Source organism: Streptomyces sp. NPDC101151 (assembly GCF_044768335.1).
Lineage (GTDB): Bacteria > Actinomycetota > Actinomycetes > Streptomycetales > Streptomycetaceae > Streptomyces.
In genome coordinates, this window is record NZ_JBIWPP010000004.1 from 47039 (window position 1) to 61939 (window position 14901).

At 72.4% G+C, this 14901-nt stretch carries 13 protein-coding genes and 1 riboswitch; of the genes, 10 read left to right on the forward strand and 3 right to left on the reverse strand.

Annotated elements, in window-relative coordinates; translation table 11 throughout:
• The first annotated feature begins 237 nt into the window (after positions 1-237).
• The 4 genes from ACIRU3_RS08620 to ACIRU3_RS08635 all read left to right on the forward strand — a co-directional run bounded on the left by ACIRU3_RS08620 (position 238) and on the right by ACIRU3_RS08635 (position 5077).
• Entirely contained in the window at positions 238-1641 is a 1404-nt protein-coding gene (locus tag ACIRU3_RS08620) for a M16 family metallopeptidase (protein WP_404053340.1), read from the forward strand.
• Complete coding sequence (locus tag ACIRU3_RS08625; RefSeq protein WP_404053343.1) at positions 1638-3026, forward strand: M16 family metallopeptidase; 1389 nt, start codon at positions 1638-1640, stop codon at positions 3024-3026. The genes ACIRU3_RS08620 and ACIRU3_RS08625 overlap by 4 nt, the downstream gene beginning before the upstream one ends.
• 225 nt (positions 3027-3251) lie before the next feature.
• Positions 3252-3415, forward strand: a riboswitch (cyclic di-AMP (ydaO/yuaA leader).
• A 12-nt stretch (positions 3416-3427) separates the two neighbouring features.
• Positions 3428-4183, forward strand: coding sequence for a M23 family metallopeptidase (locus tag ACIRU3_RS08630; protein ID WP_404053346.1), 756 nt, complete (start codon positions 3428-3430; stop codon positions 4181-4183).
• A gap of 198 nt (positions 4184-4381) precedes the next feature.
• On the forward strand, positions 4382-5077 hold the full coding sequence (locus tag ACIRU3_RS08635; protein ID WP_404053349.1) for a GntR family transcriptional regulator: 696 nt from the start codon (positions 4382-4384) through the stop codon (positions 5075-5077).
• Positions 5078-5263: 186 nt separating this feature from the next.
• Here the strand turns inward: ACIRU3_RS08635 and ACIRU3_RS08640 are convergent, their stop codons facing one another.
• Entirely contained in the window at positions 5264-5545 is a 282-nt protein-coding gene (locus ACIRU3_RS08640) for an HPr family phosphocarrier protein (protein WP_365334783.1), read from the reverse strand.
• 179 nt (positions 5546-5724) lie between these two features.
• On the opposite strand from ACIRU3_RS08640, the gene ACIRU3_RS08645 reads away from it, so the two are divergent.
• Genes ACIRU3_RS08645 through ACIRU3_RS08665 form a run of 5 tightly spaced genes read left to right on the forward strand, consistent with a single transcriptional unit; the run spans position 5725 to position 11527 of the window.
• Complete coding sequence (locus tag ACIRU3_RS08645; protein WP_404053352.1) at positions 5725-8607, forward strand: GNAT family N-acetyltransferase; 2883 nt, start codon at positions 5725-5727, stop codon at positions 8605-8607.
• Positions 8608-8625: 18 nt separating this feature from the next.
• Positions 8626-9039 (forward strand): hypothetical protein, encoded by a 414-nt coding sequence (locus ACIRU3_RS08650; RefSeq protein WP_404053355.1) that lies wholly within the window; start codon positions 8626-8628, stop codon positions 9037-9039.
• A 1-nt stretch (position 9040) separates the two neighbouring features.
• Entirely contained in the window at positions 9041-9637 is a 597-nt protein-coding gene (locus tag ACIRU3_RS08655; RefSeq protein ID WP_404053358.1) for a DUF5998 family protein, read from the forward strand.
• Positions 9637-10833, forward strand: coding sequence for an alkaline phosphatase family protein (locus ACIRU3_RS08660; protein WP_404053361.1), 1197 nt, complete (start codon positions 9637-9639; stop codon positions 10831-10833). The genes ACIRU3_RS08655 and ACIRU3_RS08660 overlap by 1 nt, the downstream gene beginning before the upstream one ends.
• Positions 10834-10876: 43 nt before the next feature.
• Complete coding sequence (locus tag ACIRU3_RS08665) at positions 10877-11527, forward strand: thymidine kinase (RefSeq protein WP_404053364.1); 651 nt, start codon at positions 10877-10879, stop codon at positions 11525-11527.
• Between the two features lie 119 nt (positions 11528-11646).
• Here ACIRU3_RS08665 and ACIRU3_RS08670 read toward each other — a convergent pair whose 3' ends face one another.
• Positions 11647-12438: a VOC family protein gene (locus ACIRU3_RS08670; protein WP_404053367.1), complete on the reverse strand. Its 792-nt coding sequence runs from the start codon at positions 12436-12438 to the stop codon at positions 11647-11649.
• Positions 12439-12758: 320 nt separating this feature from the next.
• On the opposite strand from ACIRU3_RS08670, the gene ACIRU3_RS08675 reads away from it, so the two are divergent.
• Positions 12759-13610: a sulfurtransferase gene (locus ACIRU3_RS08675; protein ID WP_404053370.1), complete on the forward strand. Its 852-nt coding sequence runs from the start codon at positions 12759-12761 to the stop codon at positions 13608-13610.
• Positions 13611-13687: 77 nt separating this feature from the next.
• Here ACIRU3_RS08675 and sepH read toward each other — a convergent pair whose 3' ends face one another.
• Positions 13688-14728, reverse strand: a complete 1041-nt coding sequence (gene sepH, locus ACIRU3_RS08680) for a septation protein SepH (RefSeq protein ID WP_404053373.1) — start codon at positions 14726-14728, stop codon at positions 13688-13690.
• Positions 14729-14901 lie beyond the last annotated feature (173 nt).

The following is a 14901-nucleotide window of genomic DNA, read 5'->3' on the forward strand; positions in this document are numbered from 1 at the left end:
ATCTGACGCGGACCATTGTGGACCGCGGCACTGACAACCCGTGCCACGACCCGGTTCGTACGGCTCGGCCCGGTGCCGGCGAGCCGTCCGACGGCACGTCCGACGCAGGCTACGCGATCCGCTGTGGGCGTACGTCCGGCGGGAACTTCGCCGAGGCTTCGCCCGCTTGCATACAGTGGCAGGACCGGCAGGAAATCCGCGGTTTCGACGACCGCCTCCGCTCGCGAAGGGACGTACATGCCCATGGGTCACACGACCACAGCCGAGGCAGGCTCCGGGGGCCTGACAGCGACCGAGCACCGCTTGGCCAACGGTCTGCGCGTGGTGCTCTCCGAGGATCACCTGACCCCGGTGGCGGCGGTTTGCCTCTGGTACGACGTCGGCTCCCGCCACGAAGTCAAGGGACGTACCGGCCTGGCTCACCTTTTCGAGCACTTGATGTTCCAGGGGTCGGCACAGGTCACGGGCAACGGCCACTTCGAGCTGGTGCAGGGCGCCGGCGGCTCGCTGAACGGCACCACCAGCTTCGAGCGCACCAACTACTTCGAGACCATGCCCGCCCACCAGCTGGAGCTCGCCCTCTGGCTCGAGGCCGACCGCATGGGCTCCCTGCTCTCCGCCCTGGACGACGAGTCCATGGAGAACCAGCGGGACGTGGTCAAGAACGAGCGCCGCCAGCGCTACGACAACGTGCCCTACGGCACCGCCTTCGAGAAGCTGACCGCCCTCGCCTACCCGGAGGGCCACCCCTACCACCACACGCCGATCGGCTCGATGGCGGACCTGGACGCGGCCACCCTGGAGGACGCGCGCCAGTTCTTCCGCACCTACTACGCGCCCAACAACGCGGTGCTCTCCGTGGTCGGCGACATCGACCCCGTACAGACCCTCGCCTGGGTCGAGAAGTACTTCGGGTCCGTCCAGGGCCACGACGGCAAGCCCGAGCCCCGCGACGGCTCCCTGCCGGTCATCATCGGCGAGCAGCTGCGCGAGGTCGTCGTGGAGGAGGTCCCGGCGCGTGCCCTGATGGCCGCCTACCGGCTCCCGCACGACGGCTCCCGCGAGGCCGACGCGGCCGACCTGGCCCTCACCGTCCTCGGCGGCGGCGAGTCCTCCCGCCTGTACAACCGGCTCGTGCGCCGCGACCGCACGGCCGTCGCGGCCGGCTTCGGCCTGCTGCGCCTGTCCGGCGCCCCCTCGCTCGGCTGGCTGGACGTCAAGACCTCCGGTGATGTCGAGGTGCCGGTGATCGAGACCGCGATCGACGAGGAGCTGGCCCGGTTCGCCGAGGAGGGCCCCACGGCCGAGGAAATGGAGCGCGCCCAGGCCCAGTTGGAGCGCGAGTGGCTGGACCGGCTCGGCACGGTGGCCGGCCGCGCCGACGAACTGTGCCGGTACGCGGTCCTGTTCGGCGACCCGCAGCTCGCCCTCACCGCCGTTCAGCGCGTCCTGGCGGTGACTCCCGAGGAAGTCCAGGAGGTCGCCAAGGCCCGCCTGCGCCCCGACAACCGTGCGGTCCTCGTCTACGAGCCGAAGTCCCCGGAAACCGTCGAGGACGCCGACGTTCCGGAGGACCCGGAGCAGGAAGCGACCGTAGAGGCGGGCGCCGACCAGAGCGAGAACGAGGAGACGGCCAAGTGAGCGAGCTCGCCACGATGGACTTCCACCCGCAGCCGCAGCCGGGCGACGCCAAGCCCTGGGCCTTCCCGGCCCCCGAGCGCGGCACGCTGGACAACGGTCTGACCGTTCTGCGCTGCCACCGCCCCGGCCAGCAGGTCGTTGCCGTCGAGGTGCTGCTGGACGCGCCCCTGGATGCCGAGCCGGCCGGCCTGGACGGGGTCGGCACGATCATGGCCCGCGCCTTCTCGGAGGGCACCGACAAGCACTCCGCCGAGGAGTTCGCCGCCGAGCTGGAGCGCGCGGGCGCCACGCTCGACGCGCACGCCGACCACCCCGGCGTCCGCCTCAGCCTGGAGGTCCCGGCCTCCCGCCTGGCCAAGGGCCTCGGTCTGCTCGCCGACGCCCTGCGCGCGCCCGCCTTCGCCGAGAGCGAGGTCGAGCGGCTCGTCCGCAACCGCCTGGACGAGATCCCGCACGAGCTGGCCAACCCGGCCCGCCGGGCCGCCAAGGAACTCTCCAAGGAGCTGTTCCCGGCGACCTCGCGCATGTCGCGCCCGCGGCAGGGCACCGAGGACACCGTCGAGAAGATCGACGCCGCGGCCGTACGCGCCTTCTACGACCGCCATGTGCGGCCCGGCACGGCCACCGCGGTCGTCGTCGGCGACCTCACCGGCACCGACCTGGACGCGCTGCTCGCCGACACCCTGGGCGCCTGGACCGGCACCGCGGGCCGGCCGCGGCCGGTGCCTCCGGTGAGCGCCGACGACACCGGCCGCGTCGTCATCGTCGACCGGCCGGGCGCCGTCCAGACGCAGCTGCTGATCGGCCGGATCGGACCCGACCGGCACGACCGCGTGTGGCCCGCCCAGGTGCTCGGCACCTACTGCCTCGGCGGCACCCTGACCTCCCGCCTCGACCGCGTCCTGCGCGAGGAGAAGGGCTACACCTACGGCGTGCGCGCCTTCGGGCAGGTCCTCCGTTCCGCTCCGGAGGGCACGGGCGCCGCGATGCTCGCCATCAGCGGCTCCGTGGACACCCCGAACACAGGTCCCGCGCTGCAGGACCTGTGGACGGTGCTGCGCACGCTCGCGGCGGAGGGCCTGACCGACGCGGAGCGCGATGTCGCCGTGCAGAACCTGGTCGGCGTGGCGCCGCTGAAGTACGAGACAGCGGCGGCCGTCGCGAGCACGCTGGCGGACCAGGTCGAGCAGCACCTGCCCGACGACTTCCAGGCGACGCTGTATCAGCAGCTCGCCGCCACCGGCACGGTGGAGGCCACCGCGGCGGTCATCAACGCCTTCCCGGTGGACCGTCTGGTGACGGTCCTCGTCGGAGACGCGGCCGAGATCGAGGCGCCGGTCGAGGCGCTCGGTATCGGCGAAGTCACCGTCGTGGCCGCCGAGTAGCGGCCGAGGCGGCAGCACGCGCGCGTAGAGGGGCTCTGGTGGCCGACGGGTCATCAGAGCCCCTTGCCGTGTACGCCCCTTCCTCAGATGTCCGAATTGGGCAGAGGTTGCCTGTCTGACCTGTGGGATGCGCTACAAAAACCCGGATCCGTTTGGGGATCGAAAGTCGGCCCCTTTAGCGTCGTCCGGGTTGTCCGTCAGGCAGTGCGCCGCAGCCGCGGCACCGGACAGTCATCGCCGAGTCCCCGTACGGCGCAAGCCAGGGGAGCCGGGGACCCATCGCAGTCCCTGGGGTGAATCGGACGCCCGCGCGCGAGCGAGGGGGTCCGTAGGAGACCTTCCTGCTCCGAACCCGTCAGCTAACCCGGTAGGCGAGAGGGAAGGAAAGGACCAGCCACTTCATGGCGTTCATGTGCGCCACCGGGAAGCATCGCAAGCCCGGCCGGGTCAAGCGCACCACCGCTCAGGCGGCCGGTATCGCAGCCCTCACCACCACCGGTGTCATCGGCACCCTCGCGGCCACCCCGGCGCTCGCCGCGGACAACTCCGTCGAGGACACCGGCCTCACTCCGGTCATCACCGTGAGCGACTCGGTCGCCGAGCAGATCGACGCGCAGGCCGAGGCCCAGCAGGTGGCCGCCGAGCAGAAGGCGGCCGAGGCGGCCGCGGTCAAGGCGGCCGCCGAACGGGCGAAGGAGATACGCGAGGCCAAGGCGCGCGCCGCCCGGGCGGCCGAGCGAAAGCGACTGAACGCCTTCGTCGCGCCGATCGTGAACTCGTACGTCTCCACGGGCTACAAGACCGGCGGCTCCCTGTGGTCCTCCGGTTCCCACACCGGCATCGACTTCCACGCGGCCAGCGGGACTTCCGTCCACGCGGTCGGCTCCGGCACGGTGGTCTCCACCGGGTGGGGCGGGGCGTACGGCAACCAGATAGTGATCCGGATGGCCGACGGCATGTACACCCAGTACGGCCACCTGTCGTCCATCGGCGTCACCGTGGGCCAGCAGGTCACCCCGGGCCAGCAGATCGGCGTCTCCGGCGCGACCGGCAACGTCACCGGACCGCACCTGCACTTCGAGGCCCGTACGACTCCCGAGTACGGCTCGGACGTCGACCCGATCGCCTACCTCCGCAAGCACGGCGTGAACGTCTGACGCTGCACCGCACGGCATCCCGAAGCCCCGGCTCGCACGCCGGGGCTTTTGCCGTTTTCTGCGGTGCCTGCCGCATCCGCTGTCCAAAAAATATCCTTGGATTCCGGCCCGCCGTCGGAAATTCCGGCTCATTGCAATAGAGTCACGGAACACACGTCCATCGTCGACGTTTCACGGGGATTAAGGCGGAGGTCGGTCATGCGTATTCCGGCGCAATCGGTGTGCACGGCGATCCGGGACGACATCGTCGCCGGTGTCCACGAGCGCGGCGGCCGCCTCACCGAGGAAGTCCTGGCCCGTCGTTACGGCGTCTCGCGCGTCCCCGTCCGCGAGGCGCTGCGCACGCTGGAGGCGGAGGGTTTCGTGGTGACCCGGCGGCACGCGGGCGCGTGCGTGGCCGAGCCGACCGAGCAGGAGGCCGCCGACCTGCTGGAGATGCGCACGCTCCTGGAGCCGCTCGGTGCCTCGCGGGCCGCCCAGCGGCGCACCGAGGCCCATTTGAAGGTGCTGCGCGGTCTGGTCCGGCTGGGCCAGGAGCGGGCCAGGCGGGGCAACAGCGAGGACCTGCGTTCGCTGGGCGGCTGGTTCCACGAGACGCTGGCGCAGGCCTGCGGCAGCCCGTCGCTGACCTCGATGCTGACCCAGCTGCGGCACAAGATCGCCTGGATGTACACGGTGGAGGCCCCGGCGGATCCCGTGGAGTCCTGGGCGGAGCACGGCGCGATCGTGGACGCGGTGGCGCGGGGCGACGGCGACCGCGCGCGGGCGATCACGGCGCATCACACCGAGCGAGCCACGGCCGCGCACCGGCTGCGCCTCGCCTCGGGCGGCGACCGGATCGAGCGTGTGAGGAACTCGCAACATGCCGTAAACATCTCGAGCGTGCGGCATTAACACTGGCGCCGTATACAAAGAGGGGATATTCGGTGGGCGTTTATTTCCGCTGCCCTTTCCCCCGGCGCGCGCCGCGAATTCACCGTCGCGCACTTTTCGTGCGTCTGCGGTAAATCCCCACGGCCCGTTGCCGAAAACGCGGAAGCCGCGTCACCCTTTCCGGACGACGCGGCTTCGCGGTACGTCTCAGACGGTCTCGGGCAGCTCCTCGAGGCCCTCGGCGACCAGCTTGGCCAGACGGTCCAGGGCGACGTCCGCGCCCTCGGCGTCGGAGGCGAGGACGATCTCCTCGCCACCCTGGGCGCCGAGGCTGAGGACGGCCAGCATGGAGGCCGCGTTGACGGGGTTGCCGTCAGCCTTGGCGATCGTCACCGGGACGCCTGCGGCCGTGGCGGCTCGGACGAAGATGGAGGCGGGGCGGGCATGGAGGCCCTCGGCCCAGCCGACGTTGACGCGGCGCTCAGCCATGTGTTGCTGCCCTTCAGTTTCTCAGGGTTGTCTAGACCAGTTTCCCATATCGCGAAGCGTGCCCGGAGCAGTGCTTCATCCGGCTCCGGTGTGCCCGTCGGACCGCGGCCTCGGTCCGACTTCCGTCCTCCACAGACTGCCTCGCGCCGTTGTCGGACGCGAGCCGTACTCTGGGCCCCATGCAGAGCCCGGCGGACCGGCAGGACCGGCACGAGTACCCCGCCCACTGGGAGGCGGACGTGGTGCTGCGCGACGGGGGTGCCGCGCGCATCCGGCCCATCACCGTTGACGACGCCGACCGTCTGGTCAGCTTCTACGAGCAGGTCTCGGACGAGTCGAAGTACTACCGCTTCTTCGCGCCCTACCCGCGCCTGTCCGCCAAGGACGTCCACCGCTTCACACATCACGACTTCGTGGACCGGGTGGGACTCGCGGCCACCATCGGCGGCGAGTTCATCGCCACCGTACGCTACGACCGCATCGGCGCCGACGGCCTGCCCGCCTCCGCGCCGGCCGACGAGGCCGAGGTCGCCTTCCTGGTGCAGGACGCCCACCAGGGCCGCGGAGTCGCCTCCGCCCTCCTGGAGCACATCGCGGCCGTCGCCCGCGAGCGCGGCATCCGCCGCTTCGCCGCCGAGGTGCTGCCCGCCAACACCAAGATGATCAAGGTGTTCACGGATGCCGGGTACACCCAGAAGCGCAGCTTCGAGGACGGCGTCGTCCGCCTGGAGTTCGACCTCGAGCCCACCGACCGCTCCGTCGCCGTGCAGCGCGCGCGGGAGCAGCGCGCCGAGGGCCGCTCGGTGCGGCGGCTGCTGGCACCCGGCTCGGTCGCGGTCGTCGGCGTCGGCCGCGCGCCCGGCGGAGTCGGCCGCAGCGTCCTCGGCAATGTCCGGGACACCGGCTTCCCCGGCCGGCTGTACGCGGTGAACAAGGCCTTTCCCGACGACCTCAAGGAGGTCGACGGAGTCCCCGCGTACCGCTCGGTGGGGGACATCGACGGCCCGGTGGACCTCGCCGTCGTCGCCGTACCGGCCGAGCACGTGCCCGCCGTGGTCTCCGAGTGCGGCGAGCACGGGGTGCAGGGGCTGGTGGTGCTGTCCGCCGGGTACGCCGAGAGCGGGCCGGAGGGGCGCGAGCGGCAGCGGGCCCTGGTCCAGCTCGCCCGCGCGTACGGCATGCGGATCATCGGCCCGAACGCCTTCGGCGTCATCAACACCGCACCCGACGTCCGGCTGAACGCCTCGCTAGCCCCCGAGATGCCCCGCCCGGGCCGGATCGGCCTGTTCGCGCAGTCCGGGGCCATCGGTATCGCGCTGCTGTCCCGGCTGCACCGCCGCGGCGGAGGCGTCACCGGAGTCACCGGGGTGTCGACCTTCGTCTCCGCCGGGAACCGGGCCGACGTCTCCGGCAACGACGTCCTCCAGTACTGGTACGACGATCCGGAGACCGATGTCGTCCTGATGTACCTGGAGTCCATCGGCAACCCGCGCAAGTTCACCCGCCTCGCCCGGCGCACGGCGGCGGCGAAGCCGCTGGTCGTGGTGCAGGGGGTCGGCTCCGCGCCGCAGGGACACGCGGTACGGGCGACCCGGCTGCCGCACGCGACCGTCTCCGTGCTGCTGCGGCAGGCCGGGGTGATCCGGGTGGACACGATCACCGAGCTGGTCGACTCGGGTCTGCTGCTCGCCCGGCAGCCGCTGCCCGCGGGGCCCCGCGTGGCGATCCTCGGGAACTCCGAGTCGCTGGGGGCGCTGACGTACGACCGCTGTCTGGCGGAGGGGCTGCGGCCCTCGGCTCCGCTGGACCTGACGACCGGGGCGACGGCGGAGGCCTTCCACCGGGCGTTGGCGCGGGCGCTGGCGGACGACACGTGTGACGCCGTTGTCGTCACGGCGATTCCGGCGATCGGGGAGGGGTCCCCGGGAGACGCGGAACTGGCGGAGGCCCTCCGGTCGGCTGCGGCGAGGGTGCCCGGCAAGCCGGTGCTGGTGGTCCACGTCGAGCTCGGAGGGCTTGCGGAGGCGTTGTCGGCTGCGGCCAGTACGTCACCACAGGCCCTCGCGAAGACCCCCGGCGCCGACGACGGTGCCCACCTTCCCCCGCTCCCGGCCCCGCTCGGACGGGAGGACCCGCATTGCCCTGCGCAACGACCGCCCACCGCGTTGGCCACTTCGCAGAGCTCTTCCCCTGATGGAACTCGCCTCATCCCCGCCTACCCCGCCGCCGAGCGCGCCGTGCGGGCCCTTGCCGAGGCCGTGAAGTACGGGCAGTGGCGGCGGGAGGCCACGGATCCGGGCAAGGTGCCGGAGTACGAGGACATCGACGAGAAGGGCGCCGCCGAGCTGATCCAGGGGCTGCTCGAACGCGGACAGGGGCTCACCGTCGGACAGACGGAGACCTGTGAGCTGCTCGACAAGTACGGCATCCACGTCCGCCGGGCGCTCCCCGCACCCACCCCGGACGATGCCGTCGCGGCCGCCCGCACCCTCGGCTACCCCGTGGCCCTCAAGGCGACCGCCCCGCATCTGCGGCACCGGGCCGACCTGGGCGGCGTACGGCTCGACCTGGCGGACGAGGAGCAACTGCGCAGGTCCTACGCCGAGTTGACCGAGCTGTTCGGGCAACCCGAAGAGCTGTGGCCGGTGGTGCAGGGGATGGCACCCCGAGGAGTCGACACGGTCGTACGGGCGGTGATCGATCCGGCGGCCGGGGCCGTGCTGTCCTTCGGCCTGGCCGGAGCCGCCTCGCAGCTGCTCGGGGACATGGCGCACCGGCTGATCCCGGTCACCGACCGCGAGGCGACCTCGCTGCTGCGCTCCATCCGGACGGCACCCCTGCTGTTCGGCTGGCGCGGCTCCACACCGGTGGACACGCCCGCGCTGGAGGAGCTGCTGCTGCGGGTGTCCCGACTGGTGGACGACCATCCCGAGGTCGTCGCCGTCACCCTGGAACCGGTCGTCGTCGCCCAGTACGGTGTGAGCGTCCTCGGCGCCACGCTGCGGCTCACGCCCCCGCCCGCCCGTGACGACCTCGGCCCGCGCACGCTGCCGGCCTACTGAGCGAAAAAGGGGGCAGGCATGGAGATCGCCGGACGGGAGCTGCCCGAGGGCAGCTGGTGGGACTGGGAAGTGATCGTCTGGGACGGCGGGCAGCTGCGGCTGGCCGCCGGACACGACCTCGCCTACCACCACGGCCTGGAGCTGGTCTTCGTCGCGCCCGTGTTCGTGTCCTGTCCGCCCGGCTTCCAGGACCCCGTCTTCCGCGCACCCACGGCCGGGGAGACGGCACGTCTCGTGCGAGAACTGGGCGAAACACCGCCCCTCGTGGTCGCGTTCGAAGCGGACGCCGGCGGCCGCGAGCCCGCCACCTGCCTGGTCGCCGCCGAGCGGCTGGACATCGTGCCGGGCTTCGTCCGCAGACAGCCGCGCGCGGGTGCGGAGGCCGCCCCCGATGCTCGCGACTGGCCCGGACCCCCCTTGCCCACGGATTAAGATGGACGCCATGGCCAAGACCAGTACGACGACCCAGGGGCTGCGCTCGGCGATCGAGCGCAGCGGCTACTACCCGGCCCTCGTGGCCGAGGCGGTGGAGGCCGCTGTGGGCGGCGAGCCCATCCGGTCGTACCTGGTCCACCAGGAGACCACGTTCGACCAGAACGAGGTGCGCCGGCATGTGACCGTCCTGGTCCTCACCGGCAACCGCTTCATCGTCAGCCACACCGACGAGCAGGCCGCCGACGGCACCTCCCCGACGCCGTACGCCACGACGTCCACGGAGTCCGTGAAGATCGGCCGGATCTCGTCCGTGGTGGTCAGCCGGGTGGTCGCGAACCCGGAGCAGTACAAGCCGGGCACGCTGCCCCGCGAGATCGTGCTCACCATCGGCTGGGGCGCGGTCAGCCGCATCGACCTGGAGCCCGCCGCCTGCGGCGACCCCAACTGCGAGGCCGACCACGGCTACACGGGCAGCTCCACGGCGGACGACCTGAGCCTGCGCGTCAGCGAGGCCGGGGACGGCCCGGAGACGGTGCGCCAGGCGCTCACCTTCGCTCAGGCCATCTCCGAGGCGACCGCGGACGTCACGCGCTGATGGCTCAGCCCTCCCCCTGGGACCACCCGGAACCGCTCGCCCTCGACACCGCGCCGCTGCCCGAGTACGGCACCGGCTCGCTCGCCGACCTGCTGCCCACGCTGGCAGCCGGCCTCGACGTCCCCGGCATGACCGCCACGATCACGGAACTGACCCCGGCCGACCGGGTCTGTGTCTTCCTGATCGACGGGCTCGGCTGGGAGCAGCTCAGGGCGCACCCCGACGAGGCCCCCTTCCTCACCTCGCTGCTCGGCAGCTCCCGCGGCGGCACCGGGCGCCCGCTCACCGCCGGCTACCCGGCGACCACCGCGACCTCCCTGGCCTCCGTGGGCACCGGCCTGCCGCCGGGCGCCCACGGTCTGCCCGGCTACACGGTCCGCAACCCGGCCACCGGCGAACTGATGAACCAGCTCCGCTGGCAGCCGTGGACCCCACCGCACCCCTGGCAGCCGTACCCCACGGTCTTCCAGCTGGCCCACAAGGCCGGAGTGCACTCCGCCCAGGTGTCCTCGCCCGCCTTCGCGAGCACCCCGCTGACCAAGGTCGCGCTCAGCGGCGGCACCTTCCACGGGCGGCTGACCGGCGAGGACCGCATGGACCTCGCCGCCGAGCAACTGGCTGCCGGTGACCGCTCCTTGGTGTACACGTACTACGCCGAGCTGGACGGCGCCGGACACCGCTACGGAGTCGCCTCCGACACCTGGCGCGGACAGCTCATGTGCGTCGACCGGCTCGCCCAGCGCCTCGCCGAGCAGCTGCCACCGCGCAGCGCGCTCTACGTCACCGCCGACCACGGCATGGTCGACGTCCCGTTCGACGAGCAGCACCGCATCGACTTCGACGAGGACTGGGAGCTGCGCGCCGGGGTCGCCCTGCTCGGCGGCGAGGGCCGGGCGCGGCACGTGTACGCGGTACCGGGCGCCGAGAACGACGTACTGACCGTCTGGCGCGAGGTGCTGGGCGAGCAGTTCTGGGTGGCCTCGCGGGACGAGGCGATCGCGGCCGGCTGGTTCGGGCGGCCCGGCGAGTGCGACGAGCGTGTGTATGCGCGCATCGGGGACGTGGTCGCGGCGGCGCACGACGACGTCCTGATCATCGCCTCCGAGCGGGAGCCCAAGGAGTCGGCGCTGGTCGGCAACCACGGCTCGATGACCCCGGCCGAGCAGCTGGTCCCGCTGCTCGAAGTACGCTCCTGAGACCCCCTGCCCCCACCCCTCGCCGAAAGGTGCTCAACTCGTCATGTCCGAGCTGGTGTTCTTCTCCGGAACGATGGACTGCGGGAAGTCGACGCTGGCTCTGCAGATCGAGCACAATCGCTCCGCGCGCGGCCTCGTCGGCATGATCTTCACCCGGGACGACCGGGCCGGCGAGGGCAAGCTGTCCTCCCGGCTGGGCCTTGTCACCGACGCGGTGGAGGTCGAGGACGGCCAGGACGTGTACGCCTACATCGTCGACCACCTCTCGCAGGGCAGACGCGCGGACTATGTGATCGCGGACGAGGCGCAGTTCCTCGCTCCCGGGCAGATCGACCAGCTCGCGCGCGTGGTGGACGACCTCGGCATGGACGTCTTCGCCTTCGGGATCACCACCGACTTCCGCTCCAAGCTCTTCCCGGGCTCTCAGCGGCTGGTGGAGCTGGCCGACCGCATCGAGGTGCTGCAGGTCGAGGCGCTGTGCTGGTGCGGCGCGCGGGCCACGCACAACGCCCGCACGATAGGCGGCGAGATGGTGGTGGAGGGCGCCCAGGTGGTCGTCGGCGACGTCAACCAGTCCGCGGGCGAGATCGGCTACGAGGTGCTGTGCCGCCGCCACCACCGGCGCCGGATGACCGCCGCGTCCGCCCGCGCGGCGGCCCTGTCCCCGGACGTCCTGCCGGTGTCCCCGGCCTGAGGCCGAGGCGGTCCTGCCGCTGTTCCCGGCTTGAGACCGTCCTGCCGGTGCCGCCGCTGTTCCCGGCCTGGAGACCGTCCTGCCGGTGCCCGCCGCGGCCCGGGGTGACCGGAAACGGCTCAGCGCGGGTCCTGGAGGACCGAGAAGACCGCTCCCTCGGGATCCGCGAGCGTGGCGACCCTTCCGTGCTCGCTGTCATGGGCCGGCTCTAGCACCCGGCCACCCAGATCGACGGCCTGGCGCAGCGTTTCGTCGGCGTCCGCGACCTCGAAGTACGTCAGCCAGTGGGGCCCCCGGTCCCGGGGCAGCGCATGGCCCACGCCGTGCAGGCCGGCCACCGGGCGGCCCCCGACGCGCAGGGTCACGTAGTCGAAGTCGGCGGACACCACCGGCTCCTCCTCGTATCCGAACACGGTTTCGTAGAACTTGGTGACGCCCGCGGTCTCGAAGGTGAGCAGCTCGTTCCAGGCAGGGGTGCCGGGCACGCCGCTGAGTGCCGTGCCGAGGTGGGCCGCCCCCTGCCAGATCCCGAACACCGCCCCGGAGGGGTCGGAGGCGATGGCGATCCGCCCGGCCTCGGCCGCGTCCAGCGGTCCGACGGCCACCGTGCCGCCGCACAGCCGCACCTGGTCGGCCGTCTGGTCCACGTCGTCCGAGGCGAGGTAGGGCGTCCAGGCGACCGGCAGTCTGCGGTCCGGCGGCAGCTGGCCGATGCCCGCCACCTCGTGCCCGTCCAGCAGCGCCCGCACATAGGGGCCGAGCTGCTGCGGGCCCGGCCGGAACTCCCAGCCGAACAGTGCCCCGTAGAACTCCTCGGTCGTGGCCACCCCGTGCACCATCAGGCTCACCCAACAGGGTGTGCCGGGCGCGTGTCGCGCGTGCGGGCCGGCCGACTCCCGTGCCTCGGTCATCGATCACTCTCTCCCCGGCCCCTCGCGGTGGCCGTGTCGCTTCCGCTGCCCGGAAGGGGTGTGCCGCCTGCGCGCGCACGCCTGTTCCGGTACCCGCATCCCCGAAGATGCCGCAGGCCGGGCCGCGCCGACCGCCCCGCGTCACCTCCGGAAGGATGCCTGATCCGCCGACTCTCGCCGCTTCCTGACGATGGCCGACGGGTGTCCGCCAGCTGTACAGCGTGTGCCCGATCCCGTACGCCTCGTGATCGGTCCTGTCCGGCGGAGCAGATTAGCCGGACCTGGACGCCGCGGCCACCCCTGGCGTAAGGATGGACGTCATGACAGCCATCATCACCGCATCCGAACTCGCCCACGAACTGACCGGGGAGGACCCGCCCGTCCTGCTGGACGTCCGCTGGCAGCTGAGCGTGGCGAAGGCGGCGGGCGCCCCGGCCTTCGACGGCCGGGCCGAGTACGCGGCCGGTCACCTCCCCGGCGCGGTCTTCGTCGACCTGGACCGGGAACTGGCCTCGGCCCCCGGGGAACACGGCCGCCATCCTCTGCCCGACCTCACGGAGTTCGGTGCCGCCATGCGCCGCGCGGGCGTGTCGGCCTCTTGTCCGGTCGTCGTCTACGACGGCGGACAGGGCTGGGCGGCGGCCCGGGCGTGGTGGCTGCTGCGCTGGACGGGTCACCCGGACGTGCGGGTCCTGGACGGCGGGTTGCCGGCCTGGCAGGGCCCGCTGTCGGCGGACGTGTCCGCCCCGGCCGAGGGCGACTTCGAACCGGCACCGGACGCGGCCGGGTTGCTCGACGCGGACGGGTCCGCCGCCCTGGCCCGCGCCGGTGTGCTGCTCGACGCGCGCGCGGGGGAGCGGTACCGCGGTGAGGTGGAGCCGATCGACCGGGTCGGCGGGCACATCCCGGGCGCGGTGTCGGCGCCGACGACCGAGAACGTCGGACCGGACGGCCGTTTCCTGCCCGTGGCGGACCTGCGGGACCGCTTCAAGGCCCTGGGTGTGTCCGAGGAGGCACCGGTGGGTGTCTACTGCGGCTCGGGCGTCTCGGGCGCACACGAGGTGCTGGCCCTCGCGGTCGCGGGCGTCCCGGCGGCGCTGTACGTCGGCTCCTGGTCGGAGTGGTCCTCGGACCCGTCGCGTCCCGTCGCGGTGGGGCCGGACCCGCAGTAGGCAGAAAGACACGGCAGGCAGGAAAACAAGTGGGGGCACGCACGCGTGCCCCCACTTCATACGGCCGTACGGCCGGTTTACTCCTGCTTCTTGCGCCGCGTCCCGAACACGATCTCGTCCCAGCTCGGGACCGCGGCACGGCGGCCGGGGCGGACACCGTCGGCCTCGGCCTGACGGTCCGTGGCGCCGATGAGCCGGTCCCGGTGGCTGCCCACCGAGCGGGGCATGAGGACGTCCGCGTAGGCGGAGCCGGCCGAGGCGGCGGGCGCCGGGGGCTCCTCCGTCGCGGGCTCCTCGGGAGGCTCCTCCGGGGATTCCGAGGGCCGTTCCGGCACCACCAGGTCGCCCCGGAAACTCGGCACCGCCTCCAGCAGGCTGGTCAGCGAGTCGCGTTCGGCCGTGCTCTCCTCGGGAGGCTCGGACGACTGCGCGGGCAGGCTCGGCCGCTCCCGGTCGCCCCGGTCGAGGGCGCGGTCCATCGACCGGTCGCGCGGCAGCCGGGCGATGCGCGGGACGAACGGGAAACTCGGCTCCGGTACGGCGAGGTCGTCGGACTCGCCGATCAGCGAGCGCGCCTCGTCGTCGACGGCCTGGACGAGCCGCCGGGGCGGGTCGTAGGTCCAGCTCGCCGAGTGCGGTTCGCCCGCGACCAGGTAGACGAGGAGGACCTCCCAGGTGCCGTCGTCGCGGCGCCAGGAGTCCCACTGCACGGTGTCCTTCTCGGCGCCGCGCAGCAACAGCCGTTCCTGGACGGCCTCGCCGAGCAGCGGGCCGGAGTTCTCGCCGGGGCGGCGGACCGGGGTCTTACGGGCCCGCTCGGCCATGAAGGCGCGCTCGGCCAGCACCGGACCCTCGAAGCGCCGCACCCGGTCGACGGGGATGCCGGCGAGCTGGGCGACCTCTTCCGCGGTGGCACCGGCACGTATACGGGCCTGGATGTCGCGGGGGCGGAGATGGCTCTCCACCTCGATCTCGATCTGGCCGAGGCGCGGCCGGTCGCCCCGTACGGCGGCGCGCAGCCGTTCGTCGATCGGAAGCGTGTACTCCGTAGAGTCGGCAGCCTTCAGCACCAGCCGTGTGCCGTCATTCGAGACGGCCACGACACGCAGTTCGGGCATGGGGACCTCCCGGGTGGTGCCTGCCGACGTCACGTGCGTCGCTGCTTCCGCTAGTCGAGTGTGGCCTGCCCGGGTGCAGCCTGCCACAACCTTGCCGAGTTGCCCGGCGTGTCGGGCACGGGCCCTGGGTCGCCGTTATGGCACGGTTACCTATTCGCAACGCTAAGTGACGA

Bases quoted from the DNA above. Each gene is read 5' to 3' on its own strand.
- ACIRU3_RS08620 (WP_404053340.1), top strand. From the start codon at position 238: ATGCCCATGGGTCACACGACCACAGCCGAGGCAGGCTCCGGGGGCCTG.
- ACIRU3_RS08630 (WP_404053346.1), top strand. From the start codon at position 3,428: ATGGCGTTCATGTGCGCCACCGGGAAGCATCGCAAGCCCGGCCGGGTC.
- ACIRU3_RS08635 (WP_404053349.1), top strand. From the start codon at position 4,382: ATGCGTATTCCGGCGCAATCGGTGTGCACGGCGATCCGGGACGACATC.
- ACIRU3_RS08640 (WP_365334783.1), bottom strand. From the start codon at position 5,545: ATGGCTGAGCGCCGCGTCAACGTCGGCTGGGCCGAGGGCCTCCATGCC.
- ACIRU3_RS08645 (WP_404053352.1), top strand. From the start codon at position 5,725: ATGCAGAGCCCGGCGGACCGGCAGGACCGGCACGAGTACCCCGCCCAC.
- ACIRU3_RS08650 (WP_404053355.1), top strand. From the start codon at position 8,626: ATGGAGATCGCCGGACGGGAGCTGCCCGAGGGCAGCTGGTGGGACTGG.
- ACIRU3_RS08655 (WP_404053358.1), top strand. From the start codon at position 9,041: ATGGACGCCATGGCCAAGACCAGTACGACGACCCAGGGGCTGCGCTCG.
- ACIRU3_RS08660 (WP_404053361.1), top strand. From the start codon at position 9,637: ATGGCTCAGCCCTCCCCCTGGGACCACCCGGAACCGCTCGCCCTCGAC.
- ACIRU3_RS08665 (WP_404053364.1), top strand. From the start codon at position 10,877: ATGTCCGAGCTGGTGTTCTTCTCCGGAACGATGGACTGCGGGAAGTCG.
- ACIRU3_RS08670 (WP_404053367.1), bottom strand. From the start codon at position 12,438: ATGACCGAGGCACGGGAGTCGGCCGGCCCGCACGCGCGACACGCGCCC.
- ACIRU3_RS08675 (WP_404053370.1), top strand. From the start codon at position 12,759: ATGACAGCCATCATCACCGCATCCGAACTCGCCCACGAACTGACCGGG.
- sepH (WP_404053373.1), bottom strand. From the start codon at position 14,728: ATGCCCGAACTGCGTGTCGTGGCCGTCTCGAATGACGGCACACGGCTG.